Below are 26384 nucleotides of genomic sequence, written 5' to 3'. Positions count from 1 at the left end.
GCTCTCAGCTGCCCCTGATCTCTCTCATCAACTCCCCAACATTTGCTAGTGTCACGGGCGAAATCATCGCCAATAGGAGAGGTCCATCCAATGTCCACCAAAGCCTCCAGATCTGCTGCCCGCGTGATGATGGCGCCAGCGGTTGTCCTGCTTCTGGGATGGATGCTTGTGCCCTTGATCATGACGCTGTGGTTCTCTTTTACAAGATATCTGCCCTTGAGAGGCGATAGCATTCAACGAGGGTTGGATTGGGTCGGTTTTGCCAACTACGGTCGGTTTCTCTCATCAAGCTCGTTCTGGCCTGCTGTGCAAACCACGCTGGTGATGGTGGGCGGCGTACTGCTTATCACAGTTGTCTTTGGCGTATTGCTTGCCTTGCTGCTCGATCAGCCAATCTGGGGACAAGGCGTGGTCCGCATTCTAGTCATTGCGCCTTTCTTTGTCATGCCAACGGTCTCCGCACTGGTATGGAAGAACATGCTGATGGACCCTGTGAATGGCATTTTTGCGCATTTGTGGCGGTTCTTCGGAGCAGAGCCTGTGGCGTGGCTCCAAGATGTTTCGCTTGGCTCTATCATCCTCATTGTTTCGTGGCAGTGGCTGCCCTTCGCGACGCTCATTTTACTCACCGCGATTCAATCGTTGGACCGGGAGCAGCTTGAAGCAGCCGAAATGGATGGCGCACCAACCTTGAAGCGCTTTTGGCACATCATCCTGCCGCATCTGGCTCGAGCGATCACGATTGTGATCCTCATCCAGACAATCTTCCTACTGTCTATCTTCGCGGAAATCTTTGTCACCACTGGCGGCGCCTTTGGGACCCGCACGCTGACCTATCTGATCTTTCAGCGTGTCATTGACAGCCAAAACATCGGCCTTGGCTCTGCCGGCGGTGTTTACGCCATCATTCTTGCCAATCTCGTTGCGATCTTCCTGATGCGCATCGTCGGCAAAAATCTCGACGCTTAAGAGGGAGGCAATATGGCACGCTCTGCAACACCGCAACGCAAGATCGTCACCACAGCTGCCGCTTGGACTGTTGCGCTGATCATCTTCTTCCCGATCTATTGGACAATTCTGACAAGTTTCAAAACGGAAGCCCAAGCCATCAACGACCCGCCGCTGTTCTTTACATTCGACTGGACGCTGGAAAACTATGCCATCGTTCAAGAGCGTTCTGACTACATGAAATTCCTTTGGAATTCAGTGTTTATCGCTGGCGGCTCTACCATTCTGGGCATTCTGGTCGCGATCCCCGCGGCCTGGTCTATGGCGTTCGTGCCCTCCAGACGCACCAAGGATATCCTCCTCTGGATGCTGTCTACGAAGATGCTGCCAGCGGTAGGTGTCCTTTATCCGATTTCGCTCATCTTTGTGGAATTCAACCTTTTGGACACTCGCGGCGGGCTTATGGTCGTGCTGATGCTGATCAATCTGCCGATCATTGTCTGGATGCTCTACACCTATTTCAAGGAAATCCCTGGTGAAATACTGGAAGCGGCCCGTATGGACGGTGCCACGCTGAAAGAAGAACTGCTCTATGTGCTCACACCGATGGCTGTGCCTGGCATCGCATCGACCCTTCTCCTGAATTTTATCTTAGCTTGGAATGAAGCCTTCTGGACCCTCAATCTCACCGCAGCAAATGCAGCTCCGCTCACGGCATTTATTGCGAGTTATTCCAGCCCCGAAGGTCTGTTTTTTGCGAAGCTAAGCGCGGCGTCCACCATGGCCATCGCCCCCATCCTCATTCTTGGCTGGTTCAGCCAGAAACAACTCGTCCGCGGCCTCACATTCGGCGCTGTTAAATAAGGAAGCTGATACATGGGACAAATTCAACTCAAGCAAGTCTCCAAGAGCTTCGGCAGCACCGAGGTGATCCCGTCACTCGACCTGACGATCCAGGATGGAGAATTCACCGTTTTCGTCGGCCCCTCTGGCTGCGGTAAATCCACTTTGTTGCGTCTGATCGCAGGACTTGAGGATATCACCAGTGGACATATCGAGATTGACGGAGAAGACGCAACTGGCGTGGTGCCTGCCAAGCGCGGTCTTGCTATGGTTTTTCAGTCGTACGCGCTTTATCCGCATATGACAGTGCGCAAGAACATCGCCTTCCCATTGCGGATGGCGAAACTTGAAAAGGCGGAAATCGAAAAGCGCGTGGAAGCGGCTGCTTCGGTCCTGAACCTTAGTGATTATTTGGACCGCCGCCCCGGCCAGCTTTCCGGTGGTCAGCGCCAGCGTGTCGCAATTGGCCGAGCCATCGTGCGCGAGCCGGCCGCATTCCTCTTTGATGAGCCGCTTTCAAACCTGGACGCAGCGCTGCGTGTGGGTATGCGGTTGGAAATCAGCGAGCTGCATGAGCGTCTGAAAACTACCATGATCTATGTGACGCATGATCAGGTTGAAGCAATGACGATGGCTGACAAGATTGTGGTGCTTCAGGCAGGCGTTATCGAACAAGTCGGCTCTCCGCTTGAGCTCTACCGAACCCCGCGCAATACCTTTGTGGCAGGCTTCATTGGCTCGCCGAAAATGAACCTTCTTACGGGCAGTGAAGCGCAAAAACTCAACGCTCATACCATTGGCATCCGCCCCGAGCATATCGATGTGGTCGAAACGGGTGGGCAATGGCAAGGCACCGTTGGCGTCGCAGAGCATCTGGGTTCAGATACGTTTTTCCACATCCACAATACGGGATTGGCGGAAACACTGACGGTACGTGCTATCGGGGATGTCAGCCTTAGACATGGCGACACCATTCATCTCAACCCGCGCGCCGAAGAGATACACCGCTTTGGTGCCGATGGACTGCGGATTGTTTGATGAGACTTGCTGGGAAAAACGCTTTGATTACCGGGGCTGGGCGGGGCATCGGGTCGGCATTTGCAAGAGCATATGTTGATGAAGGTGCTCGCGTGGCTATTGCAGACATCGACGTGGATTTGGCGCAAGCCGCGGCCCAGTCCATTGGAGATGCTGCGATCGCCGTGGAAATGGATGTGTCAGATCAGGCAAGCATTGACACGGCCGTAGCGGAGACAATTGAAGCCTTCGGCAAGATTGACATACTGATAAACAACGCTGCGATCTTTAGCGCAGCTCCCATCTGCGGCATCTCCCGGGCGGATTATTCTCGTGTGTTTGACGTCAATGTCGCGGGCACATTGTTCACGCTGCAGGCCGTTGCGCGTCATATGATCGAGATTGGCGTGAAGGGTCACATTATCAATATGGCCAGTCAGGCCGGGCGCCGTGGTGAAAGCCTTGTGGGGGTCTACTGTGCGAGCAAAGCCTCAGTGATTTCCCTGACACAATCTGCTGGCCTGAATTTGATCGAACACGGCATTAACGTGAATGCGATCGCCCCTGGTGTGGTCGATGGCGAGCATTGGGTGGGCGTAGATGCTCTTTTTGCCAAATACGAAGGTAAGCCTCTCGGACAAAAGAAGAAAGAAGTTGGGGATGCGGTGCCATTTGGCCGGATGGGAACTGCTGAAGATCTTTGTGGCATGGCTATTTTCCTGGCCAGTGAAGAGGCAAATTACGTTGTTGCGCAGACTTACAATGTTGATGGCGGGAATTGGATGAGCTGATGAAGACACCGGCTTCAAAAACGCCCGCAATTGATTTGACCAATGGTGCGCTTGGACGCCTGCCTGCCAACGTCATCACCCCAACCTATGACCGGAGCGAGATTACGCCCGGGATTGTTCACATCGGGCTTGGAAATTTCCACAGAGCGCATCAGTCTTGGTATTTGCATCGCCTGATGCAGCAAGGGCTTGCCATGGATTGGGGTATCATCGGGGCAGGTGTTCGGCCAAGTGATGCAGAGATGCGGCAAAAATTGCTGGCACAGGACTGTTTGACCACATTGATTGAGCTGGATCCTGAAAGCTCAGCGATAGAGGTCGTGGGACCTATGATTGACTTTGTGGAGGTGGCCCCAACCAACGGACCGCTTATCAGGGCAATGAGTGACGCACGCATCCGTATTGTATCGCTCACGGTCACCGAAGGGGGATATTATCAATCTGAGGACGGTGCGCTGAATACCGCGCATCCTGATATCATGCACGATGTTGCACACCCAGATCAGCCAAAGACGGCATTCGGAGCCATGGTTGCCGCCTATCGCTCCCGCTATTTAGCCGGGATGCTCCCGTTTACCGGGCAGAGTTGTGACAATCTCCAGAACAACGGTGATGTTTTGCGTAGCACAGTCGTTGGCTTGGCAAGACTGTCTAATCCGGATCTCGCAGATTGGATCGACAAAAACGCATCGTTTCCCAACGCGATGGTCGACTGCATCGTGCCTGCAACCGGCGACGCCGAGAGGGCTATGACACAGAGCCTTGGCATAAATGACGCCGCTCCGGTGACGCACGAAAACTTTCGGCAATGGGTCCTGCAGGATGAGTTTTGCGCGGGCCGCCCGCCTTGGGAGCGGGCTGGTGTCACCATCACCAAGGATGTGCATGCCTATGAAAGCATGAAAATCCGCGTGCTCAATGCCGGTCACCAGATGCTTGCCAATGTTGGGGAAGTGCTGAACCTTTCGACAATCTCGGATTGCATGGCGCACCCAGAAATCTCGGCATTTTTTTACAAAGTACAGGCACAAGAGGTGCTGCCGCATGTTGAGGGGGTCGATGGGATGACACCCTCAGACTACCTTGCTTTGATTGAGGCTCGCTTCGCAAACCCTAAAATAAAAGACACAACACGACGGGTCGCCTTTGATGGGTCCTCACGTCATCCCGGGTTCGTGCTTCCGACTGTGAGAGATGCTGCGGCGGCTGGCGGTTCGATCTCAGGCCTTGCTCTGGTTGAAGCGCTTTGGGCGCGTATGTGTCTGGGAACCCGCGAGAACGGCGAGATGATCGCACCAAACGACCCCAATTGGGACCGGCTTACGGAAATGGCGCATAGAAGCAAAGCCGACCCATCGGCATGGCTTAGCATGAGTGAGATTTACGGGGATCTATCGAAAAACAGCGCTTTTTCTGAGACGTTTACGCATTGGCACACGATGATCTTTCAGTCGGGCAGCCTCGCGGCTCTCAAGGCTTACGTTTGATCCTTACTCGCCCCGTTTAAGACGAGCCTCCTAGTCTGATGCCGAGTGTTTCAACGCACTTTCAGCAACCGTTGTCCTCGTCTTTTGAGATAGCGCCAGATGTCTGAAAATGGTCGAAAGTAGATATCGATCAGATCGGTTGCACTGGCCTCTTTGTCCGGAAGACCAAAAGTGAGATCCTCATCCTTCTCCGAGAGATGTAGTGAGCCAAACAGCCAGTCCCAGATTGCCAGCGCTGCCCCGAAATTTTTGTCGAAATGCCTTTCGGCTGTGGAGTGGTGCAGCTGATGCTGTGCGGGGGATATCAACAGGCGCTCAAGCCACGGCCAATAGCTGATGTTGATATGCGAATGGCGCAGGTTTGATCCTGTGACGTGGAACAAGAACACCAGCACGTTGACGCCTACAACCGTATAGAGATCCACAGTATTGCCGAAACTAAAGATAAACACCGGCAATACGAGCCCCTGCGCAAAGGCGCTTCGCAATGCGTAAAGCACGCCTTCGAATGGGTGCACGCGATAAACTGTGATTGGGGTGAGCGTTTCGGCGGAATGGTGCACTTTGTGGATGGCCCAAAGAGGTGGCCATCTATGCATCCAGCGGTGCAGCCAGTATTTGGTCAAGTCATCGACCATAAACAACGTGGTGGAGAACGCAGCAACGACGAGCGGTTTTTTTACGTCTTCAAATAGACCCGGCACAACTAAGCTTTGACGGTGCAGCGCAAAGTATATTGCTGTTGCTATGGCCAGCTGCGTAATGAGCAGGGGAGAAACAAACAGCGTAAAGACGCGGTTGATGAAGAAAATCTGGTAGTCCGCCAAAGCGGATTTCGAGAAGAAAACCTTTCGATCAAACACGCGGGCAACGGCGTCTCGGAACGATTGGCGTTTGATAAAAAGCAGCCAAAGGAAAGCGATCAGCAGAGACAGCCCAAGATAGCCGACAAAAATCCGTTTTTTCGGGTCGGCAAAATCAGCAAAGAAGGGCGTAAGAGTCTGTATCCAATCCATTGAGTTAGAACGGGCGGCACCTTTCAGGTGCCGCCCTGATGAGTTTAGTCAGTTTCAGCGCTGTCCGCAGAGTTCAGCTTTCCTGCCAGTGTTTCCAGATCGGCAAGGGCATCATTGGCGCGGGATTTCAGGCCAAAGGTGTCAGCGAGAAGCTTCTGGGTTTCAAGCATCTGCAGCTGGTAATCGCTCCAGGTTTTGCGACGTTCACGCACAAAGTTCCCGTCCGCATCGATACCGGTCACATAGGTGTTGTCCAGCGTCACCGGACCAAAACCGATCAGTTTGTTCAGCTCGGTCGCAGTCGCACCGAGATTGTTTTTTCCGGTTTGCAGAGCCATGGCAAAGCCTTTCAGCTCGCCCCAATGCTTGACATAGTTGCGATAGGCTTTGGCCAGCTCTTCGCCTTCCAGTTCGCCCATCTTGCCGATGTCTTTATAGACCGAACCCGCGTATTTGAAGGTCGCTTCCGCCAGCACTTTTTCCCAGTTGCTCTCGACGACTTCCGCATAGCCTTTCAGCTGCGCGCGTTGATCATCAGTGAGCGCTTCACCATTTGCATCCGCGATCAGCTGACGGCCGTCAACGAAGGCCTGCATGATGGTGTGCATGTAGTTGGTGGACTTGGTGCCGCCTTTGTCTGCGCCGGCCGCGTAGTAAGCCGGGCCAAATACGTGCTCGGATTTCAGGTCAACCACACCGTCGCCATTGGCGTCTGCAGCAGTAAGGTCTTTCTGCTTGGCAATGCTGTAGGCCTGCTCTGGGCTCAGGCTCAGAGTGTGCGCAGGACCACCCCAATAGCCAAAGGCCTCATCCCAAGAGTGCTCTTTACCGGTGTAGTAAGCGCCGTCTTTGTAAGGCTTGTTGTTTGGCTTGTTGTCTGCATCAAGCTTTTCGTCGAGATAGTTGTCGACCGCTTGGTTATACATCATGGCGCCCATGGTGTATTTGGAGATCACCTGGCCCCAGTCATAGCCGTTCTCAGCATCAAAGCCGCCGTTTGATTGCGCGGCGTGTTTGATCATGTGCAGCATGGCTTCTTTGCCGCTCACATTGCCGGGCCATGCAGGCATAGCACCGTCGTAGAATTTGCCGGAGATGTTCTTGCCTTTGGAGATCGCGTTTACGGTTGCTTGTTTGACCGGGTAGCCATCTTTGGATGCGGGCGCCATGATTTCAAGGTCCGCGTCAGAGCCGTTGAAATACGCCAGCAGCATGGCTTCTACTTCAGCTGCATTTGCGCCGCCGTTGCCTTTGCCCGCTGCTTTTTTGAGGCTGTCGTGCAGCGCGTGACGTGCGATTTGGCCGGAATAGGAAACAGAGTTGGTCTTGTCGCCTTCATAGCCTTTTACGGTCACCGGAAACGGGCCATAGGTATCGGCACTTGCAATGCTTGCCGCCGCACATACTGCAAGCGCAGTGGTCAATTTCAAAGTCGTTTTGAACATTCGCGTTCCCTCCAATAAACCCGACAAAGTCAGTCGGGTAAAATCCTGAGCGAACTAATCAATTAAAAGTTTTGAGGTGTCAAGCGCTTGTCGCGCTGTTGATCTTCACGAATTTGGAGCGTGCTATCTAGCTGCTCAAACGTGTCGTTTAAATGAATGGCGCCTTGAACATTTTGCACGCTACCGAGTGTATGGTGCGTTTTAGAAAAAATTTCGCCAATTAATTGTTTTTCAAACTTTTCAAGACTGCGTCCAATTTAGGCCGCAATTAACGGTCAGAAATTAGCTCTGCTGTTCGGCTGGGTTGCTTATGTGATTCAGTCGTTTCAAGAACTTTAGGTGAGACATATGCCATACTTGTCATATGTCTTGGAGCGGGCTGATGCCAAGAGAGACATTCACGTTTGACAGCAGCAATGAAGGCTGGCGTGTCTATGATAATAATTCCGACTCTTTCATTGGAGGAGCCCGGTTCAACTCCTTCTTTGGTGGCGCCCAACACGGTGACAACGAAACGGGTCCGTCTCCCTGGTTGACCACGCCAACCGATTTCGGAGGCGACAACAGCGCCCTCGTCGGCGGCACAGTCGATTTCTCCTACCGCAATGCAGACGCACAGCCTTTTACCGCTGACGCTCCAATCAGCAGCGTTGATGTGATGTTGGTGGCGAATGACGGAACCAAGCTCTTTGCCTCTGTTTCGTTCCAGCCAGAAACTGGCACGCTTGTCAAAAATGTTTCGTTTAATTTGGACTCCGCAACCTTCAAGACCCAGGGGGGCGGCAACGTCACGCCTGCACAGTTTGAAGCGGTGATGAGCGATCTTGCATTCTTTGGAATCAATGCAGATGCGCGTAGCCTCTCTGAAAACACCCTCATTGATAATGTGCGTTTTGATGCTCCGCCGGATGGAACCGTTGATGGTGAGCAGACCGGCGAGAATATGGGCCTTGGCTACAATGATGAAAACGGCGCCGAAGACGGCGGGGGAGATATCATTACCACTGGCGATGACCGGATCGAAGGCAACGGTGGCAATGACACTATCAATGGGGACAAAGGCAACGACACAATTGATGGCGGCACCGGTGACGACACCATCATAGGTGGGGATGGCGCAGATTACCTGTCGGGCGGCGAGGGCAACGATTTTATCGATGCCTTTAGCGGCAGCCGATTTGGGTATGAGAACGGTGCCGGCACCGATACGGTTTTTGGTGGTGCAGGTGATGACACTATTCATGGTAGCTTTGGGAGCGGGGAAGCCCTAGACGGTGGTGCCGACATTGACACGCTGACGTTTCGTTCTTTCGGCCCTGCATCTTTTGCCACCGTAGACCTTGGCCAAGGCACCTACACCCTTGGGACGGGCGACTACGGTACTATTGTCAGCATCGAGAACGTCTACGGCACCTTTGGCGGTGACAACATCACTGGCGACAGCAATGACAACTTGTTGCACGGTGGTGGCGTTTCAGGGGAGGGCGATGACGTCCTGTCCGGCGGCGATGGCGAAGACACACTGGTTGGCGGGAAGGGCAATGACACCCTGAGCGGGGGAGCAGGGGATGATACCTTTGCCCTCACAGATCTTGGCGAGCACGACGTTGTCACCGACTTTGACATGAGTGATGACGATGGCGATGGCTTCACCAACGACCAGCTCGACGTCTCGCTGCTGACCAACGCGAACTCCGATCCGGTTAAAACCACCGACGTGGTGGTTGGGGATGACGGCAATGGCAACGCACTGCTGACGTTTCCCAATGGTGAAACCGTCTTGTTGCGCGGCGTTACGCCGGATCAGCTGGACAATGGGATCAAGTTGAACTCAATCGGCATTCCTTGTTTCACCAAAGGTACGTTGATCATGACCCCAAACGGTGAGGTGCCAATTGAAAACCTCCGCGCCGGAGATCTCGTGATGACCCGCGATCGCGGTCCGCAGCCGGTCAAGTGGATCACATATACCCATCTGGATCGGCAGGCTTTGGAGGCCAATCCGGAATGGCGTTCCGTGCGTTTGCCTGAAGGGTATCTCGGCAATCACAGCCCGCTTTTTGTCTCCCCGCAGCACTGCATGCTGATGCCAGATATTGCTGGCAATCCGGGTGAAGCGTTTGTGCGGGCAAAGCATTTGGCGCAAGCGCCAGGGCCTGTGCGGGTGGCGAACGGACGGCGTCAGGAGACGTATTTCCACATGCTCTTTGAGCACCATGAGGTCGTTTATTGCAATGGCGCAGCGAGCGAGAGTTTTTATCCAGGGCCAATCGCCCGCGCGATGCTTTCGCCTGAGAGCCTTCGGTCTTTGGAGGGCGCCATCCCAGCGATCCGCCGTCAGCCGGTGGAGTGTGCGTATGGCGCAAGGGCGCGAAAATTGGTGTCTAAGAAAGACGTTATGCGCCACCTCAAACGGCGGCAGAAAGTGGCCAATAACACCCCGCGCTGCGTGACGAATGCGGCTTGATCTCGGTTGAGTTTGGATACGGCTTTGATGTATGCGATAGGTCAATTTAATGACATAACACTGATTATGCCCGAAATTGCCAAGAACTTACCTCAAGCTCGCAGATAACCTGTCTTCGCCTTGGCCTCACTGACGCGCAAGGAAGTTGGAAAGTTTTACCAATCCTTCACGAAGCACATTCGTGTTGTTGGCGAAGCCAAGTCGAACGTAGCCTTCCATATTCAAGGCGGATCCCGGTGTCAGCATAACGCCACAATCTTCCAGTAAAGCAACGCAGAACGCGCGCGATGTCATTGGTAGGTCGTGCTTCAGAAGCGCTGTGGTGCCGGATTGCGGCTTTACCCAGCTCATACGCGGCTCCTTCGCGATCCAGCGCTCTACAATCGCAATGTTCTCGCGCGTTATCGCATGGCTGCGTTCCAGCACCGCGTGCCTGTTTTCAAGTGCGATGGTGGCGAAATGGTCGTCCAGCATGCCGACAGAGATGGTGTCGTAATCCCGGTGGATGGCGATTTCATGGATCAAAGCCTCCGGTCCTGCGACCCAGCCCAATCTTAGTCCTGCCAAAGAATAAGCCTTCGACATGCTCGCTGTGCTGATGCCCTTTTCATAGAGGTCCGCGATGGATGCGGTTGTGCCATCCCCGGATTGATCTGTCCCGCGATAGACTTCGTCGCAAAGTATCCAGGCATCTGCGGCGCGCGCGATCTCTACGATCTGCAGGAGCATGTCGCGATCAATCAGTGCGCCCGTTGGGTTGTTGGGATTGTTTAGCGCAATCAGTTTTGTACCCGGTGTCACTGCTGCACGCAAAATATCCAGATTGGGCAGCCAGCCATCTTCTTCTCTGAGCTGCACAGCCTGCACATCAGCGCCAATGCTGGCGGGTATCGAGTAGTGCTGCTGATAAGTTGGCACGACGGCCACTACCCTATCGCCTTGCGATACCAGAGCTTTATGCACGAGCATATTCGCACCAATGGTGCCGTGGGTCGTGATGATGTTGGCGGGCGTTTGCTGTGCGTAGGTGTGCGCTATGGCTTGTCTCAGGCGTGGAGACCCTTCGATGTCGCCATATGTCATCTTCATTGACAGTAGATCGGACAAATCGGTGTCGTTTTTGCCTGAAATTTGCAAAAGTTCTTCGATTGTCAAGCTTTCCACGCAGGTTTCAGCGAGATTTAGGGCGCATTTTGTTTCCCACTCGTTCATCCATTGCTCTACGCCAAATGGTTCAATGTACATGGGATGATCTCTCTGTGTTTCGTGGGCCTGTCCCACACGCATACAGCCTAGAACGGGCGGCATCCAAGTGGTTTGTTTACATTCGTGCAGCGAATAATGGTGGGTGTATGTCCCCTCACCCGCCATTCGCCTTCGGCGCAAGTTGCTTCTGTTAGTCACGCGCTATGACTCGACTCCATATAGGAGAACGGTTATTAGGAACAAATAGAGAACATTTGGTGTCTAGCATGTTCGATGGGATACAGCGTCGCATTGTTTCATTATGGTTCCCCAGGTTGGCTAGTGACCGGGTTCTGCGTCGGCACCCGGTCGACGGCCCTTTTGCGCTGACGTTGAATCAGCAGAACTCCAACCGGATTTATTGTCTAAATGCAGCCGCGTCAGATCATGGATTGCATCAGGGCATGGCCTATGCAGATGCGCGGGCATTCTGTCCGGATCTACAAAGTCATGCGGCGGATCCCGAACAGGATCAGAGGTTTCTGCATCTGCTGTGTCGGTGGGCCACACGCTATTGCCCATGGGTTGGCTTGGAAGGTCGCGATGGTTTGGTGCTGGACATCACAGGGTCAGCACATCTTTTTGGCGGCGAAGAGGCCCTGCTGGCGGACATACGTGCGCGCCTGATGCGCGCCGGACTGTCTGTTTGCATAGGCCTCGCAGATACCCGTGGTGCCGCTTGGGCTTTGGCACATTACGATGAGGGGGTGGCCACGCCTGGAGAGATGTTGCCAGCGCTCAGCAACCTGCCTGTTGCGGCCCTCCGCATAGATGAGCAAACCTCCGTCACGCTGCAGCGATTGGGGCTGCGCAGTATTGGAGCGCTGGCCCAGGCGGCCCGAGGCCCCCTCACGCGCCGTTTTGGTCCGGGCTTGCTTCTGCGGCTTGATCAAGCGCTGGGGGCGCAGGCCGAAGAGATTACGCCGCGCACCGATCCCCCGCATTACAGCATACGCATGACCTTGCCAGAGCCTATTGGCCTTTTGTCAGATGTCATGGCGGGAACAGAGCGCTTGCTGGCTCAGCTCTGTGCAAAACTGAAGGCGCAGGAAACAGGCGCACGCAGGCTTTGCCTTACGCTGCGCCGTGTGGATCAAGACCATCAGCAGGTTGAGCTACAATTGGCGCGCGCCTTGCGAGACCCGCAACGCATTTTGCCTCTTTTTGAACGTGGCTTGATGGAGATCGACGCGGGGTTTGGAATTGATATGTTGCGGCTGGTGGCCACACAGGTTGAGGCACTGCCCGTGCAGCAAATCAGCCATGTTGCCATTGGCGGCAAGAATGAGTTGGATGACTTGATCTCGAGGCTTGGCTCAAGGATCGGGCTGGATCAAATACAGCGCGTCCTGCCGGCGGACAGTCACATCCCCGAACGCAGTTTTTTGATCGCATCGGCAGCCTATTCAGATCCGGCAAAGAGCTGGGGTCATATGCAATTGCGTCCCATCTGTCTCTTCCCACCAGAGCCGATTGGAGGAAACGGTCACCGCCCCCCTACCCGGTTTAACTGGCGTCGCATGCCACTCACAACAGAGCGCATCGCCGGGCCGGAGCGCATCGCTCCGGAATGGTGGATGCAGGATGAAAATTGGCACTCCGGACTGCGCGATTACTGGCGGGTATATACCGCGCAGGGACGGCGACTTTGGTTGTTTCATACGCCACAAAACCCAGGCTGGTTTGTGCAAGGGGAATTCGCATGAACGATATCCAGCACAGCACGCCACTGTCGGAGCGGCAACAGGATACGCGAACGCCGCGCATGTCGGGCCAGGCTTATGCAGAGCTTTGCGTAACCACGAATTTCACGTTTCTGACAGGTGCGTCGCATCCGGAGGAATTGGTTGTGCGGGCCGCGGAGCTGGGACTGTCGGCCATCGCGATCACCGATCGTAATTCCCTGGCTGGTGTGGTGCGTGCGTGGTCCGCCTTAAAAGAGCTGAAGCGGGAAACGCAGGAACAGGTGCAGATCCGCTCGCAACAGCAAATGGATTCCTCCTCCCGGCAGGATATGGGGCAGAGCAATCCGCTTGCCAAATCGGACATCATATCCTTGCCCAAACTGATTGTGGGGTGCCGCTTGGTGTTGCAGGACAGCGCTGTTGAGTGGATTGTCCTGCCCCGCAACCGCGCGGCTTACCAACGCTTGACCCGTTTGCTGACACTGGGGAAACGTCGGACTGAAAAAGGACAATGTGTCCTCTATGTCAACGATTTGGTTGCTACCTGTAGCGGCATGATCCTGATTGCCCTGCCACACAGCAGGCCGGAGGCAAGCATCGAAGATATCCAGCATATGCGGCGCCAGTTTCCCAATCATGTCTTCCTGGGCGCTGCGCCGCGTTATGACGGCAGCGATCAAGACTATTTTGCAGCCTGCGCGTGCGCAGCCCAAAAATCCTCAGCACCTCTGGTGGCTGTAGGTGATGTCTTGATGCACCACGCCAGCCGTCGGCAGCTCGCCGATGTGCTTACATGTATGCGTGAGCATGTCACCATTGATGAAATCGGCACCCGTGCTTTACCCAATGGAGAACGCCGGATCAAAGCCGGTACAGATATGGCGCGGATCTTTCGCGATTACCCGGCTGCACTGCGTCGAACGCTCGAGATTGCGGACAGGTGCAGTTTTGATCTGAGTGAGCTGTCTTATGAGTATCCGCATGCAGAAACAGAGGATGAAACGCCCCAGGAGCGTTTGGAACGGCTTGCCAACGAGGGCCTAGAGCGCCGCTACCCTGAAGGCGCACCGAATAGAGCGGTCGAGTTGATGCAAAAAGAGCTCGCTGTGGTCAAAGAGCTGCAATTTCCTGCCTATTTTCTGACCGTGTATGACATTGTGCAATTTGCCAAATCGCAGGGTATTTTGTGCCAAGGACGTGGCTCCGCTGCAAACTCCATCCTGTGCTATCTGTTAGGCATCACTGATGTCAGCCCTGATATGATCGCCATGGTGTTTGAGCGCTTTGTTTCCAAACACCGCGGTGAGCCGCCGGATATCGACGTGGATTTCGAACACGAACGCCGCGAAGAGGTCATTCAATGGATTTATGAAAAATACGGGCGTCATCGCGCGGGGTTGTGCGCAACGGTCATCCATTTTCGCACCCGCGCTGCAATCCGTGAAGTTGGCAAAGTGATGGGCCTCAGTCAGGATGTCACGGCAGGTCTGTCTGGGCAAATCTGGGGCATGACAAATGGCGGTGTTGATCTGGACCGCGTGCGTGAGTTGGGTCTCAATCCCGAAGATCGCCGGCTGATGCAGACCCTCCGGCTGATTGGCGAGATCATCGGATTTCCCCGCCATATTTCACAACATGTGGGAGGTTTTGTCATCACCCGTGGGCGATTGGATGAGCTTGCGCCCATTGAAAATGCGGCGATGGAAGACCGCACTGTGATCTGCTGGGACAAAGATGACATCGACGCTCTTGGCATTTTGAAAGTCGATGTGCTGGGTTTGGGTATGCTGAGCTGCATTCAAAAGGCCTTTGCCTTGATGCGCCAGCATGAAAACCTCAGTCATAGCATTGCTTCCATCCCGCAAGGGGACGCTCCCACATATGATATGCTTTGCCGCGCGGATGCGGTTGGGGTCTTTCAGGTGGAAAGCCGCGCACAGATGAATTTTTTGCCGCGGATGAGACCTCGAGAGTTCTATGATCTGGTGATCGAAGTGGCGATTGTGCGCCCCGGCCCTATTCAGGGAGATATGGTGCAGCCCTATATCCGTCGACGTAACAGGCAGGAAAAGTCGGAACCTTTCGGGCCTGCTCTAGAAGAGGTGACCAGGCGGACTCTGGGCGTGCCACTCTTTCAGGAACAAGCATTGCAAATTGCCATGGTCGGCGCAGGGTTTTCTGCAGAAGAAGCCGACCACCTGCGCCGCTCGCTCGCGTCCTTCCGGCGTATGGGCACCATCGGCAAACATCGGGATAAATTCATCGCCGGGATGCTGAGCAACGGTTATTCTCCGGAGGTGGCCGAGCGCTGCTTTGGTCAGATCGAAGGGTTCGCGGATTATGGCTTCCCCGAAAGTCACGCTGCCGCTTTTGCAATGCTGGTCTATGTCTCAGCGTGGATGAAGTGTCATCACCCTGCTGTCTTTGCCTGTGCACTCCTCAATTCGCAGCCGATGGGGTTTTATGCCCCGGCACAAATCGTGCGTGATGTAAGAGAACATGGGGTGGAGACCCGCCCGATCTGCGTGAACCACTCAGAATGGGACAACACGCTGGAGCGCCGCCCTGATGGTGCTTTGGCGCTGCGGTTGGGATTCCGGCAGATCAAAGGCTTCAAAAAGGAGGACGCCAATTGGATCGTTGCGGCCCGTGGCAATGGATACCCTGACCCCGAAGCCCTCTGGCTGAGGGCCGGTGCACGACCTGATGTTTTGGCGCGATTGGCGGAGGCCGATGCATTTGCAGACACTGGCCTGACGCGGCGTGATGCCCTGTGGAAGGTCAAAGCCATTCAAAGCCCGAAACCCCTACCGCTGTTCAATGATCCGATTGATGGTGAAAACGTTTCTGAGCCACAGGTGATATTGCCTGCGATGCGTTTGGGGGAAGAGGTGGTGGAGGATTATGTGTCCACACGGCTCACTCTGCGCGCGCATCCCATGGAACTGCTGCGCCCGTCCTTGCCGGGCATTATAACCCATGCGTCTTTGCCGCAGGTCGCTCTGGGCCGCTACAGCGTGTGCGGCCTGGTCATCACACGGCAACGTCCGGGCACTGCGTCAGGGGTGATTTTCCTCACCCTGGAAGATGAAACAGGTGTCAGCAACATTGTGGTCTGGCCCAAAATCTATGAGCAGTACCGGCGCATTGTTATGGGCGGACGGCTGTTGCATGTCACAGGCTATCTGCAACGCGAAGGGATCGTGGTGCATCTGATCGCGCAGGACATTCAGGATCTCTCTTATAAACTGGCAGAATTGGGCCATCCGGAGCCGAAAGCGTTGACCACCGAGGGGCAGCGCACCGACGATACGCCCAAAGCGGCTCGTTATCCCGCACGGGCAATGCATCCCCGCGACCAGGCCAAACGGCTCTTCCCCAGCCGTGATTTCCACTAAGCCGACTTTCGGAGCGGCCCACCGTGGGCAGGCCACAAACAAAAAGCCCGGCGCAATGCACCGGGCTTTTCGAATGCTTTTACGCGAACTTAGAAATAGCGCAGCCAGAGGTAAACATTGGCAATCATGAGTGTCAGGATCATGATGGGGAACGCGTATTTCATAAACGTCAGGAAGCCGATCGGCTGCTTTGCTTTTTCAGCAAAGGCTGCAACGGTCAGGTTGGCAGATGCGCCCAAGAGCGAACCGTTGCCACCCAGACACGCGCCAAGTGCCAGAGACCACCACAGCGGCTCAATCGCATCGGGGCCGCCAAATGTGTCAGCGGTGGATTCAATCAGGGGGATCATCGTCGCAACAAACGGGATGTTGTCGAGTATCGCGGACAAAATGCCGGACGCCCAGAAGATGAAGAACGAGGTCCACATCATATCGCCCTGTGTCAACTCCAGCACTTTCTCACCGAAGTACTCTAGCAAACCCACCTGCTCCACACCGGCCACGATCACAAACAGACCGCCGAAGAAGAAGATGGTGACCCATTCCACTTCGCCAAAAATGTGGTGCACGCTTTCGGTCTGGTCTTCGCCGTGCTGATGGCCATAGGCCAGAAGCATCAGAAGCGCGGCGCCTGCGAGGGCAGAGGTGCCCGGCTGAACGCCATAGCCGTGACCAACCACAAAACCGAAGATCACCAGCGCCAGAACGGCAAGGGATTTCACCAGCAGCACTTTGTCGGTGATGGCTTCTTTTTCGTTGAACTGCATGATGCGCGCGCTGGCTTCCGGCGGAATCTTGGACAGTTCTTTACGGTTCATGAAGTAGATGATGCCGGTCAGAACCACCAGACAGATCGCGGAAATGGGCGCGAGGTTGTAGAGGAAGTCATTGAAGCTGAGGTTGGCAGCAGAACCGATGATGATGTTGGGCGGGTCGCCAATCAGCGTCGCGGTACCGCCCACATTGGAGGCCAAGATCTCGGCCAAGAAGAACGGGAACACACGTGTTTCAAGCGCGTCGGTGATCAGCAATGTGATGGGTGCAATCAGCAACACGGTTGTCACGTTGTCCAGCATTGCAGAGAACACAGCGGTGATCAGCGTGAGCATGATCAAAATCCCTGTGGGATCCGCTTTCACCCATTTGGCTGATTTGATGGCCACATACTGGAAAAGGCCACTCTTACTGGTGATCGCAACCACCACCATCATGCCGATCAGAAGCGCAAGCGTGTTGGAGTCGACCCCGTCTACAGCCTGTTGTTGGTTCAAGATCCCAAACAGCACCATAAGCGAGGCGCCAAGCATCACAAGGATGGCACGGTTGATTTTTTCGGTGATGAGTACGGCATAAACCAGAACCAGAATACCGGAAGCGATCCACAGAGGATCAATCCCAAGCATTTCCGCCAAGGAAAAGCCTGCCTCAGAGTGTGAGGAAGAATGTGCAGACAAGATACTGTCCCGTTTTCGTTTGATTTCAGTGAGTTGGGCTCAGCGGCAGCGCTGACCTTATAAGACGTTGTCCATCAGCGAGTTTGCACTCACTGTGCCCACAAAACGCTGGGTTTTGGGCTCCACAAGCATCACGTGACGCTTGAATTTATAGACAAGGAAGATGCCTTCCATAATCGGCGTATCCGGTGCAGCCACTGGAATGTTGCTGGGATTGGACATGTTGTCCGCAACTTTCTCTTGCTTAAGGCGCTCGATCTGGTTGCGGAAGTCTTCTTTATCCAAGCTCATGAAACCAAGGTGGTCCATGGAGACACGCATGCTGTCCGTGTTCAAACCAATGGTTGCCGCCTTTGGCAAGATCAGCTTCAGCATTGTGGGAGCACTGAACACACCGCAGTACTTGCCGCTCTCGTCCACCACTGGCAGGAAACGCGCTCGGGTTTCTTTCAGGATAGCAAGGGCATCAGCAACGCTTGCATCAGGACGAATGGTTTTCTGCAGATCGGGCGAAACCATGACATCAAAACATGTCAGACCCATAATCGTGGCCTTTCTTTGAGTGGCACGCTTGAAATCGCACCAGTGTTGCAACCGGCGGCGGCGCAAAGGAAACGTGCAGAGTCGCAAAACGCACATCATCTATTGAATCGCCAGAGTCGGGCGCTTACTTCTAGTGTTTTTCCGGCAATTACCAGTGCAGAAATGATGAAAAGCCGATTGGAAGGCTTAACCTCTACGTAGTTTTGTTGGTGAACGCCTCTTTTGGAACCGCGGGAAACAAAATCGCACCCACCATGCTCGCAGCAAATGCATCAACGAACCAAGCCTCCCGATGTCCGGAAGGGACGCTCAGGGGGGCTTTGCTACTAGGGATTACTCGGGCTGGGAATGTTTAGGGCTCACAGAACACCAAACGCAATCATGGTCTGACAAAGGACGTTTCGTTGCGTCAATGGAGGGCAAGATGCCCTTTTCATCACAGTGCAGCCCCCTGCCCGCGAACCAATCCAACTTCATCACCCGATCAGGGTGCGGGGTTATGAGGCTTGGTCTTGTGGTCATCCCTTCGGCGGTAAACTCCCATAAATAACCCTGTGTTTCAGCCAAATCGAAAAGCGTTTCTCGCTTCCAGTCAAAATCCGGAGGAATGTGATTGCCTGTGTTCAGGTCTCCGCCGATCAGAATGGGCATATCAGGGGCAAATTCTTCTATCGCAGCCAAAAGGTCCGCGAACTGCGTATGGCGATGTGCGGCGTTTGCATTGCTCTCCAAATGCGTGGAGACGACACAAAGAGGGCCATCCTCTGTGGGCACAATGGCCGCAAGCGCCATGCGCCCACCAAGCCGAGGTTGATCAGGATCGGAGGCGCCAGCATCTGCGGCAAACCAATGGCCGTCTTGGTCGAGCCGGATCATACCAACGCGCTCAAACGGAACGGAAGACAAAATAGCGTTGCCATGCCAACCAAGGCTGTTGAAGGAGTCTTTGCAGAACTGCCGCTCGGTTGGGCCGCCAAGATCCAGCTCATGGAACTCGACGCCGAAGGCGTATTGCATGCCCAAAACCGCAGCCATGTCCTCAGTTGTGTGACGTTGCCCTGTGCGGGACATACCGTGATCTACCTCAGACAAAAGCACGATGTCTGGCGAAACCGTTTTCAAATGGTCGGCAGTGTCTTCCGGAAACAGGCAACGCTCCACATTCCACGCTGCGACCGTAAGTTTTGTTGGCAGCACGGAGTGTGCGGCGGTCCCACCAATTTGCACGGCATTCATCGCGGGGGTATTCGCAAGCAACGCCCTATGCGCTTCGGCCGTGCGAGGGACCTCCCAAAGGTTTTTTTGTTCGGCAGCGGTGATTTCTGGCAGCGCCTCAACGGTATGGGTGATCACAGCGCTTTCCCCGTTTCCACATCAAAGAGACGCAGCGCATCGGGTTTCAGCGCCACACGTGTGGCACCCGGAACAGCCACGATTTCTTTGCTGACGTGAATGGTGAAATTTTGCTCTGCCAGCTGACCATGCAGGAGACGATGTGCGCCGAGTTCTTCGACGATGTCGACGTGAAAATCTAGCGGTCCTGCTGCGTTGAGCTCGACGTCTTCCGGGCGGATGCCCAGCGTCACAGCGCCTGCCCCTGGCGCTTTGGCCAGTGGCGTGCCACCGTTCACAAGTACCTGCCCTCCTTCCAGACGGGCGTTGATCAGATTCATCGGAGGCGCGCCCATGAAGCTCGCAACAAAGGTTGATGCGGGGTAATGGTAGACCTCCGCCGGGGTGCCAATCTGCTCAATCCGACCTTCGTTAAGCACGATAATACGATCTGCCATGGTCATGGCTTCCACCTGATCATGGGTTACATAGATCGAAGTAACCCCAAGGCGGCGTTGCAGTGCTTTGATTTCGATACGCATTTGGTTGCGCAATTTAGCGTCGAGATTGGAAAGCGGTTCATCAAACAGGAACAACGCCGGATCACGCACCACCGCGCGCCCCATGGCGACACGCTGACGCTGCCCCCCGGACAACTGGCTTGGCTTGCGATCAAGATACGGCTCAAGGTTCAGCATCTTGGCCGCTTCGACCACTTTACGTTCAATCTCTTCAGCCGGCGTTTTGCGGTTTTTGAGGCCATAGCCGATGTTTTTGCGCACCGTCATATGCGGATAGAGCGCATAGTTCTGAAAGACCATGGCGATGTCACGATCCGCAGGATCAACGTCATTCACTACGCGATCACCGATCGAGAGGTTGCCTTCGGAGATGTCTTCCAGCCCGGCGACCATGCGCAACAAGGTGGATTTGCCGCAGCCAGAAGGGCCAACCAGCACCACAAACTCACCGTCGGCAATGTCAAAGCTGGTGCGGGTGACGGCTTCAAAGCCGTTAGGATAGATTTTGCGGATGTTTTGCAGAGAGACCTGAGCCATTTCTCTTGTCCTTATTTGTCAGATTCCGTGAGGCCCTTGACGAACCAGCTTTGGAAGAAAATCACCACGAGCACAGGCGGCAGAATCGCAATCAATGCGAGCATATTGGCGCGGCCGTACTCGGGAATATTGGTACCTTCGAGATCTTGGGTGATCTGCTTGATCCCGCGCACCAGCGTGTACATGTGCTCTTCGGTCGTGATCATCGTCGGCCAGAGGTATTGGTTCCAGCCAAAGACAAACATGATGATGAACATGGCAGCGATCATCGTCTGGCTAAGCGGCACAAGGATATCGATGAAGAATTTGACCGGTCCTGCGCCGTCAATCCGGGCCGCCTCAACCAGTTCTTCAGGCACGGAACGGAAAAACTGACGGAAGAAGAAGGTCGCTGTCGCGGACGCGATCAGTGGCACAATCAAGCCACTGTAACTGTTGAGCAACCCGAGCTTTTGCGCAATCTCATAGGACGGCAAAATGCGCACTTCGAGCGGGAGAAGAAGCGTCGTGAAGATGAGCCAGAAGGCAAAGGTAGCAAACCGAAGCCGGAAGTAAACCAACGCATAGGCCGCCATCATGCCAATCGCAATTTTGCCAAGGGCAAAGCCGAGACCAAGGATCAGCGAGTTTTTTAGCATGGACATACCGGTGTTCTCGCCAGAGAAACCCGAAGCTTCAAACATCGCTTTCTCAAAATTGACGCCAAACTGATCTCCAATCACCAGCTCAGGACCGTTCTTGATGGTTGCGACATCGGTGGTTGTCGTGGTCTGCAGCACGATTAGTAAAGGCACCAGCATGAAGAGCGAGCCGAGGATCAGTACCGCGTGATCGCCCACATCGCTCCAGCGGATGCGGAACTTGCGCATGGGCATCGTGGGCGCCTGGCTTTGGGATATATCTGTCATGATTTGCGCCCTTATGTGTAGTGAATGCGCCGCTCAACCAAGCGGAACTGGAAGATGGTCAGTGCCAGCACAAGCACCATGAGCACGACGGATTGCGCAGACGAGCCGCCAAGATCGTTGCCGCGGAAACCGTCCACATAGACTTTGTAAACCAGCGTCATCGGGTTGTTGCCAGGCTCACCTTTCACGAGCGTGTCGACGATGCCGAAGGTGTCAAACAGCGCGTAAGTGATGTTGATGATCAGCAGGAAAAAGCCGGTTGGTGCCAACAGCGGGAAGGTGACTTCCCAGAAGCGGCCGCTGGCGGAGCGGTTGTCGATAAGGGCGGCTTCGCGCACGGCTTTCGGGATGGACTGCAGTCCTGAGAGAAAGAAAATGAAATTCACCGGTACCTGTTTCCAAACGGACACGATCACCATGGCAATTGCGGTGTCATTGAAGTTTACACCTAGTTTGAAATCCCAGCCGATGCTGCGTGCAAGCTCAGTCAGCGGCCCCCAGCTCTGATCAAACATGATCAGCCCGATAAAGCCCGCAACGGGTGGCGCAACCGCGTAGACCCACATCAGCAGCGTCCGGTAACTGCGCGCTCCGCGCAGAACTTTGTCTGCCTTCACAGCAAGCAAAAGCGCCAGGGCAAGCGAGAAAAAGGTCACCAGTATCGTGAACACCAGCGTGAACCGCGCGATCTTCAGATATTCGCCGCTGCCTGCGAGGTCCGTATAGTTGTCGACCCCCACAAAGGTTGAGCCAAACCCAAAGGGATCTTGCAGATAAAATGACGACTGCACCGCATGGGCGGCTGGCCAATAAAAAAAGATGGCGATGATAATCAACTGCGGCAAGAGCAGCAGGATTGGCAGCCATCTGGTGGTGAAACCGGCGCGTTTCATTGAAGGTGTCCTTTGAAAGAGGGGACGGCCGCGATCTCGCGCGGCCGCCCATTATCTGTCTGGAAGAGAAGCTTAGCTCTGGGTCTTGGCGAATTTCGCCAGCAGATCGTTGGCTTCTTTTTCGATGGTCGCGAAGGCGTCTTCCACAGTGGTTTCGCCGGTCAGGATGCGGCCGTATTCGCGGTTCATCACGTCACGGATCTGCACATAGAAACCCATGCGATAGCCTTTGGTGTTGTCACCTGCTGGCAGGGACAGCTGTTTGATGCCAATCTCAGCAGCTGGCGCGCGCTCATAGTGGCCATCCGCTTTTGCCATTTCATAGGCTGCTTCCGTGATCGGCACATAACCGGTTTCCTGGTGCCAGAAATACTGGGTCTCAGGCTGGGTCAGGAATTCAAAGAACGCAGCGGTCGCTTTGTTGTCAGCCGCGTCGTGGCCAGCCATAGCGAAGAGAGATGCACCGCCGATGAAGGTTTGCTTTGGCTCTGCGGTCACAGCTTCCCAGTAAGGCAGGTAGGTCGCGGAGAAATCAAACGGCAGGTCTTTCTTGGACAGGCCGCCGAAAGAGCCGGAAGAGCCCAGCCACATGCCAACTTTGCCTTCTTCAAATGGGGTTGCGTTGTCACCCCAACCGGTGCCGAACCACTCAAAGTAGCCCGCATCCTGCCATTCGGTCACAGCGGTAAAGTGGGCTTTGATCGCGTCGTTGTTCACGAGGATCTTGGTGCCTTCAGCGCCGTCATAGCCGTTGTTGTTGGTGGCAAACGGAAGATCGTGGCGAGACATGAAGTTCTCGGTGAAGATCCATGGCAGGTGGGATTGGGTCAGCGCGGTGTAGCCGGCTTCTTTCAGCGCAGGAGCGGTGACAGTCTGGAACTCTTCCCAGGTTTTTGGCGGCTCAACGCCGGCTTTCTCAAACGCCTGCACGTTATAGTACATGATTGGCGAGGAGGAGTTGAACGGCATGCCGATCATCTTGTCGTCCGCGTCTGCATAGAAGTAGCGCACGCCAGAGATGTAGTCGTTGATGTCAAAGGCAACGCCATTGTCTGTCAACAGATCCTGCACCGGAACAGTTGCGCCTTTGGCGCCGATGACGGTTGCGGCGCCAGCATCAAACACCTGAAGGATGTTTGGCTGTTCGCCAGCGCGGAAGGCAGCGATGCCTGCGGTAAGGGCTTCTTCGTAGGTGCCTTTGAAAACAGGGGTGATTTTGTATTCGTCTTGAGACGCGTTGAAGTCTTCTGCGATGGCATTCACAGTTTCGCCCAATGCGCCGCCCATGGCATGCCACCAGGTGATTTCAGTTTCAGCAAAGGCAGAGTTTGCCACCATTGCGAATGCGGCCGCAGCCGTGCTTGTCATGAAATGTTTCACAATCGGTCTCCAGTTGAGTCGGCAAACCCAGTTTGGATTCACCAGCGTTTTCCGACCCCCATTGCCCTCCGACAAAGGTGATCTGTGTAAATTCGGTGCGCCTGCAGATTGCTCAGCGCGAGGGTTGTGCAATATCTGCACACGTGTTCAGGTAGCGGAGATATGCGACAGTTCTGTGAAGCGAATTTTGCGTTTTTGTTAAGTTTCATCCGGGAGGCACCAAGCGGAGATGAATCATGGCGTTGACAAAGAGCGGCCCAAATCACGCCGGGTGACCGCCCAAGCGGTGGCAGATGCAGTTGGAGTGTCTCGTTCCGCGGTGTCCCGGGCATTTACCGAAGGCGCATATCTGGACAACGCGAAGCGTCGGGCGATTTTGCAGATGGCCGCGAAAATGGGGTATCAACCCAATGCCTTGGCTGCAGGTCTTCAGGGAGGCAGGTCCCATCTTGTCGCCATCTTTGTTGGAAATATGCGCAGCGCCTATGACTCTATGTTTGTCAGCCAGCTGGTGCGCGAGCTCAATGGAATCGACAAATGGCCGGTTTTGATTGATGGCGGCGGCAAACGTGCAGCCACCGCCATTGACGAAATCATGCGCTACCCGCTGGACGCTCTCATTCTGCGCGGGGGAAGCATGTCTGCCGACATCGTCACCCATTGCGCGCGCTTTGGCATCCCCATGATCTCCTCGGGTCGGCCAGTAGATGCATCCGGAGTTGATAACGTCTGCTGCCGCAATGCGCTTGGGAGCAGGCTGATAACAGAGCGCCTTATAGCCAGCGGGAGAAAACGGTTTGGACTTATTGCAGGCCCAAAGGATTTTCATTCAGCTGAAGGCCGCCGAGAAGGCGTGCTTGATGCCCTCGGTGAAGCAGGGCTGTCTCTTCAATGTGAAGCTTTCAGTGACTACACCGTGGATTCTGGTCACCAGATCGCACTTGAGATGCTGGCTTCCAATTTCATTGACGCCTTGGTTTGCTCCAATGACGCTTCGGCAATTGGCGCTCTGACGGCAGCACGCGAACTGGGGCGCTCGGTTCCGGGTGAGATTGCGATTGTCGGCTTTGATGATATCGACATGGCCAAGTGGCCGATGTTTGACCTCACCACGGTGCGCAACCCCATTGACGCCTCCGTGCGCGAGATCATTGCGCTCTTGGAGCGCCGACTCGCCGATCCCACGAAAGACGATGAGACTGCCTACGTCGATCCCAGCGTCGTTGACCGCGGCACGCATTAATTTTTGGGCAATCTCGCGCCATTCCGTTTCATATTTATCTACTTTGATTCCGCAATTGTGTCCGCTGAGGTCGCAATCCGTTATTGACCCGCTCTCGCCGCATCTGGCAAGAACGCGCCATGTTCGGTTCCGGGTTAACCCGGAAGCAATAGGGAATGTAGTGCGGCGATATCGGTGCCAAATCTGCAACTGCCCCCGCAACTGTAAGCGGCGAGCACGGCTGAAAACGCCACTGGGGTTTCCCGGGAAGGCCAGCATCGTGTTTTGACCCGCAAGTCAGGAGACCTGCCGGACATGCGCCCTTGAAAGGGGCGTTCATTATCGGCGACGGGGTGTGCGCCGGGTCCGCTTGGTTTGGAAACCGAGTGGCTCCGCGCTCTCCGAAGTCACACAAAAATAAATGCGCCGGGGAAGGCGCAACGTGATAAGGACCAAACAAATGAAAAAGCTGCTTTTGGCGGCCACCGCTGCTCTTTCCATCCCCGCGATGGCGCAAGCGCATTTTCTTCTGGAATACACCGAAGACACGATGATTGAGCGCCCCGGTGACGTTCCAGTCAAGCTTATTTTCTGGCATCCGCATGAAGCGGGTCATGTGATGACCTTGGAAAAGCCTGAAGAGTTTTTCGTTATCCACAACAGTGAGAAAACGGACCTCTTGGGTACGCTTGAAGAGACCACCTTTGACGGTCCTGACAACAGTGCAAAAGCCTTCTTGGGAACGGTTCCGGTAAAGCGCTCGGGGGACTATGTCGTCGTGACTGTGCCCGCGCCTTACTATGAAGAGTCCGAGGACATCTACATTCAGCAGATCACCAAAACTTACCTGAACCGCAACGAGCTGCCGACCGACTGGGATCAGCCCCATGGGCTCGCAACCGAGATCCTGCCGCTGAACAAGCCATACAACATTATTGCGGGGTCTACCTTCACCGGCCGTGTTCTGAGCGAAGGTCAGCCAGTGGCGGGTGCTGAAATCGAGATCGAATATATGGCAGCAGAGCCAGATCTGGAAGGCACTGGAGCCAAAGCAGCGATCGTGTCGCCTCTGCCAGGCGGCGCAATCGTGGCGATCTCCGACGACAATGGCTACTTCTCTTTCGGTGTTCCAAAAGCAGGTTACTGGGGTTTTGCCGCTCTGGGTTCTGGGCCGGAAACCGAGCATGAGGGCAAAGAGCTGAGCCAGGATGCGGTTATCTGGGTCCGCGCTTGGGATCTGGAGTAACGCTTC

General features: G+C 54.8%; 20 protein-coding genes and 1 riboswitch. Of the genes, 10 read left to right on the top strand and 10 right to left on the bottom strand.

Going from position 1 to position 26384, the window contains the following annotated elements; translation table 11 throughout:
• Positions 1-90: 90 nt before the first annotated feature.
• From J7412_RS16780 to J7412_RS16760, 5 genes are read left to right on the top strand one after another with little or no spacing between them, the layout of a single operon-like run.
• Positions 91-969 carry a sugar ABC transporter permease gene (locus J7412_RS16780; protein WP_209079676.1) on the top strand — a complete coding sequence of 293 codons (879 nt, stop codon included), beginning with the start codon at positions 91-93 and terminating at the stop codon, positions 967-969.
• A 12-nt stretch (positions 970-981) separates the two neighbouring features.
• Complete coding sequence (locus J7412_RS16775; RefSeq protein ID WP_209079675.1) at positions 982-1812, top strand: carbohydrate ABC transporter permease; 831 nt, start codon at positions 982-984, stop codon at positions 1810-1812.
• Between the two features lie 12 nt (positions 1813-1824).
• A complete protein-coding gene (locus J7412_RS16770; protein ID WP_209079674.1) occupies positions 1825-2829 on the top strand; it encodes an ABC transporter ATP-binding protein in 1005 nt (334 codons plus the stop codon).
• Positions 2826-3599, top strand: coding sequence for an L-iditol 2-dehydrogenase (locus J7412_RS16765; RefSeq protein ID WP_280637748.1), 774 nt, complete (start codon positions 2826-2828; stop codon positions 3597-3599). The genes J7412_RS16770 and J7412_RS16765 overlap by 4 nt, the downstream gene beginning before the upstream one ends.
• Positions 3599-5086, top strand: a complete 1488-nt coding sequence (locus tag J7412_RS16760; protein WP_209079672.1) for a mannitol dehydrogenase family protein — start codon at positions 3599-3601, stop codon at positions 5084-5086. Before J7412_RS16765 ends, J7412_RS16760 begins: the two co-directional genes overlap by 1 nt.
• Positions 5087-5136: 50 nt before the next feature.
• On the opposite strand, the gene J7412_RS16755 is transcribed toward J7412_RS16760, so the two are convergent.
• On the bottom strand, positions 5137-5949 hold the full coding sequence (locus tag J7412_RS16755; RefSeq protein ID WP_348540507.1) for a sterol desaturase family protein: 813 nt from the start codon (positions 5947-5949) through the stop codon (positions 5137-5139).
• Positions 5950-6146: 197 nt separating this feature from the next.
• Positions 6147-7547 (bottom strand): DUF4856 domain-containing protein, encoded by a 1401-nt coding sequence (locus J7412_RS16750; protein WP_209079670.1) that lies wholly within the window; start codon positions 7545-7547, stop codon positions 6147-6149.
• Between the two features lie 382 nt (positions 7548-7929).
• On the opposite strand from J7412_RS16750, the gene J7412_RS16745 reads away from it, so the two are divergent.
• Positions 7930-10014 (top strand): Hint domain-containing protein, encoded by a 2085-nt coding sequence (locus tag J7412_RS16745; protein ID WP_209079669.1) that lies wholly within the window; start codon positions 7930-7932, stop codon positions 10012-10014.
• Between the two features lie 126 nt (positions 10015-10140).
• Here the strand turns inward: J7412_RS16745 and J7412_RS16740 are convergent, their stop codons facing one another.
• Complete coding sequence (locus tag J7412_RS16740; protein ID WP_209079668.1) at positions 10141-11259, bottom strand: aminotransferase; 1119 nt, start codon at positions 11257-11259, stop codon at positions 10141-10143.
• A 227-nt stretch (positions 11260-11486) separates the two neighbouring features.
• On the opposite strand from J7412_RS16740, the gene J7412_RS16735 reads away from it, so the two are divergent.
• A complete protein-coding gene (locus J7412_RS16735) occupies positions 11487-12965 on the top strand; it encodes a DNA polymerase Y family protein (protein ID WP_209079667.1) in 1479 nt (492 codons plus the stop codon).
• A gap of 59 nt (positions 12966-13024) precedes the next feature.
• Entirely contained in the window at positions 13025-16342 is a 3318-nt protein-coding gene (locus J7412_RS16730; protein ID WP_247743987.1) for an error-prone DNA polymerase, read from the top strand.
• A gap of 89 nt (positions 16343-16431) precedes the next feature.
• Here the strand turns inward: J7412_RS16730 and J7412_RS16725 are convergent, their stop codons facing one another.
• The 7 genes from J7412_RS16725 to J7412_RS16695 form a co-directional block, all read right to left on the bottom strand.
• Positions 16432-17796, bottom strand: a complete 1365-nt coding sequence (locus J7412_RS16725; protein ID WP_209079665.1) for an ArsB/NhaD family transporter — start codon at positions 17794-17796, stop codon at positions 16432-16434.
• Positions 17797-17853: 57 nt separating this feature from the next.
• Entirely contained in the window at positions 17854-18339 is a 486-nt protein-coding gene (locus J7412_RS16720) for a CBS domain-containing protein (RefSeq protein ID WP_209079664.1), read from the bottom strand.
• 333 nt (positions 18340-18672) lie between these two features.
• Positions 18673-19689 (bottom strand): endonuclease/exonuclease/phosphatase family protein, encoded by a 1017-nt coding sequence (locus J7412_RS16715; protein WP_209079883.1) that lies wholly within the window; start codon positions 19687-19689, stop codon positions 18673-18675.
• The gene (gene ugpC, locus J7412_RS16710) at positions 19689-20729 is read right to left on the bottom strand and encodes a sn-glycerol-3-phosphate ABC transporter ATP-binding protein UgpC (protein WP_209079663.1); all 1041 of its coding nucleotides are present in this window, start codon (positions 20727-20729) and stop codon (positions 19689-19691) included. Before ugpC ends, J7412_RS16715 begins: the two co-directional genes overlap by 1 nt.
• An 11-nt stretch (positions 20730-20740) precedes the next feature.
• Positions 20741-21598 carry an ABC transporter permease subunit gene (locus J7412_RS16705; protein ID WP_247743985.1) on the bottom strand — a complete coding sequence of 286 codons (858 nt, stop codon included), beginning with the start codon at positions 21596-21598 and terminating at the stop codon, positions 20741-20743.
• Positions 21599-21648: 50 nt separating this feature from the next.
• Positions 21649-22530 carry an ABC transporter permease subunit gene (locus tag J7412_RS16700; RefSeq protein WP_209079661.1) on the bottom strand — a complete coding sequence of 294 codons (882 nt, stop codon included), beginning with the start codon at positions 22528-22530 and terminating at the stop codon, positions 21649-21651.
• Between the two features lie 72 nt (positions 22531-22602).
• Complete coding sequence (locus J7412_RS16695; RefSeq protein ID WP_209079660.1) at positions 22603-23898, bottom strand: extracellular solute-binding protein; 1296 nt, start codon at positions 23896-23898, stop codon at positions 22603-22605.
• A 241-nt stretch (positions 23899-24139) separates the two neighbouring features.
• Between J7412_RS16695 and J7412_RS16690 the strand changes: the two genes are divergently transcribed.
• Entirely contained in the window at positions 24140-25153 is a 1014-nt protein-coding gene (locus tag J7412_RS16690; protein ID WP_209079659.1) for a substrate-binding domain-containing protein, read from the top strand.
• A 107-nt stretch (positions 25154-25260) separates the two neighbouring features.
• A riboswitch (cobalamin riboswitch) is annotated at positions 25261-25461 on the top strand.
• Between the two features lie 131 nt (positions 25462-25592).
• Entirely contained in the window at positions 25593-26378 is a 786-nt protein-coding gene (locus J7412_RS16685; RefSeq protein ID WP_209079658.1) for a DUF4198 domain-containing protein, read from the top strand.
• The last annotated feature ends 6 nt before the right edge of the window (positions 26379-26384 follow it).

The sequence above is a fragment of the Shimia sp. R9_3 genome, assembly GCF_017743755.1.
Lineage (GTDB): Bacteria > Pseudomonadota > Alphaproteobacteria > Rhodobacterales > Rhodobacteraceae > Shimia.
This window is presented reverse-complemented; position numbering and strand designations above follow the sequence as displayed.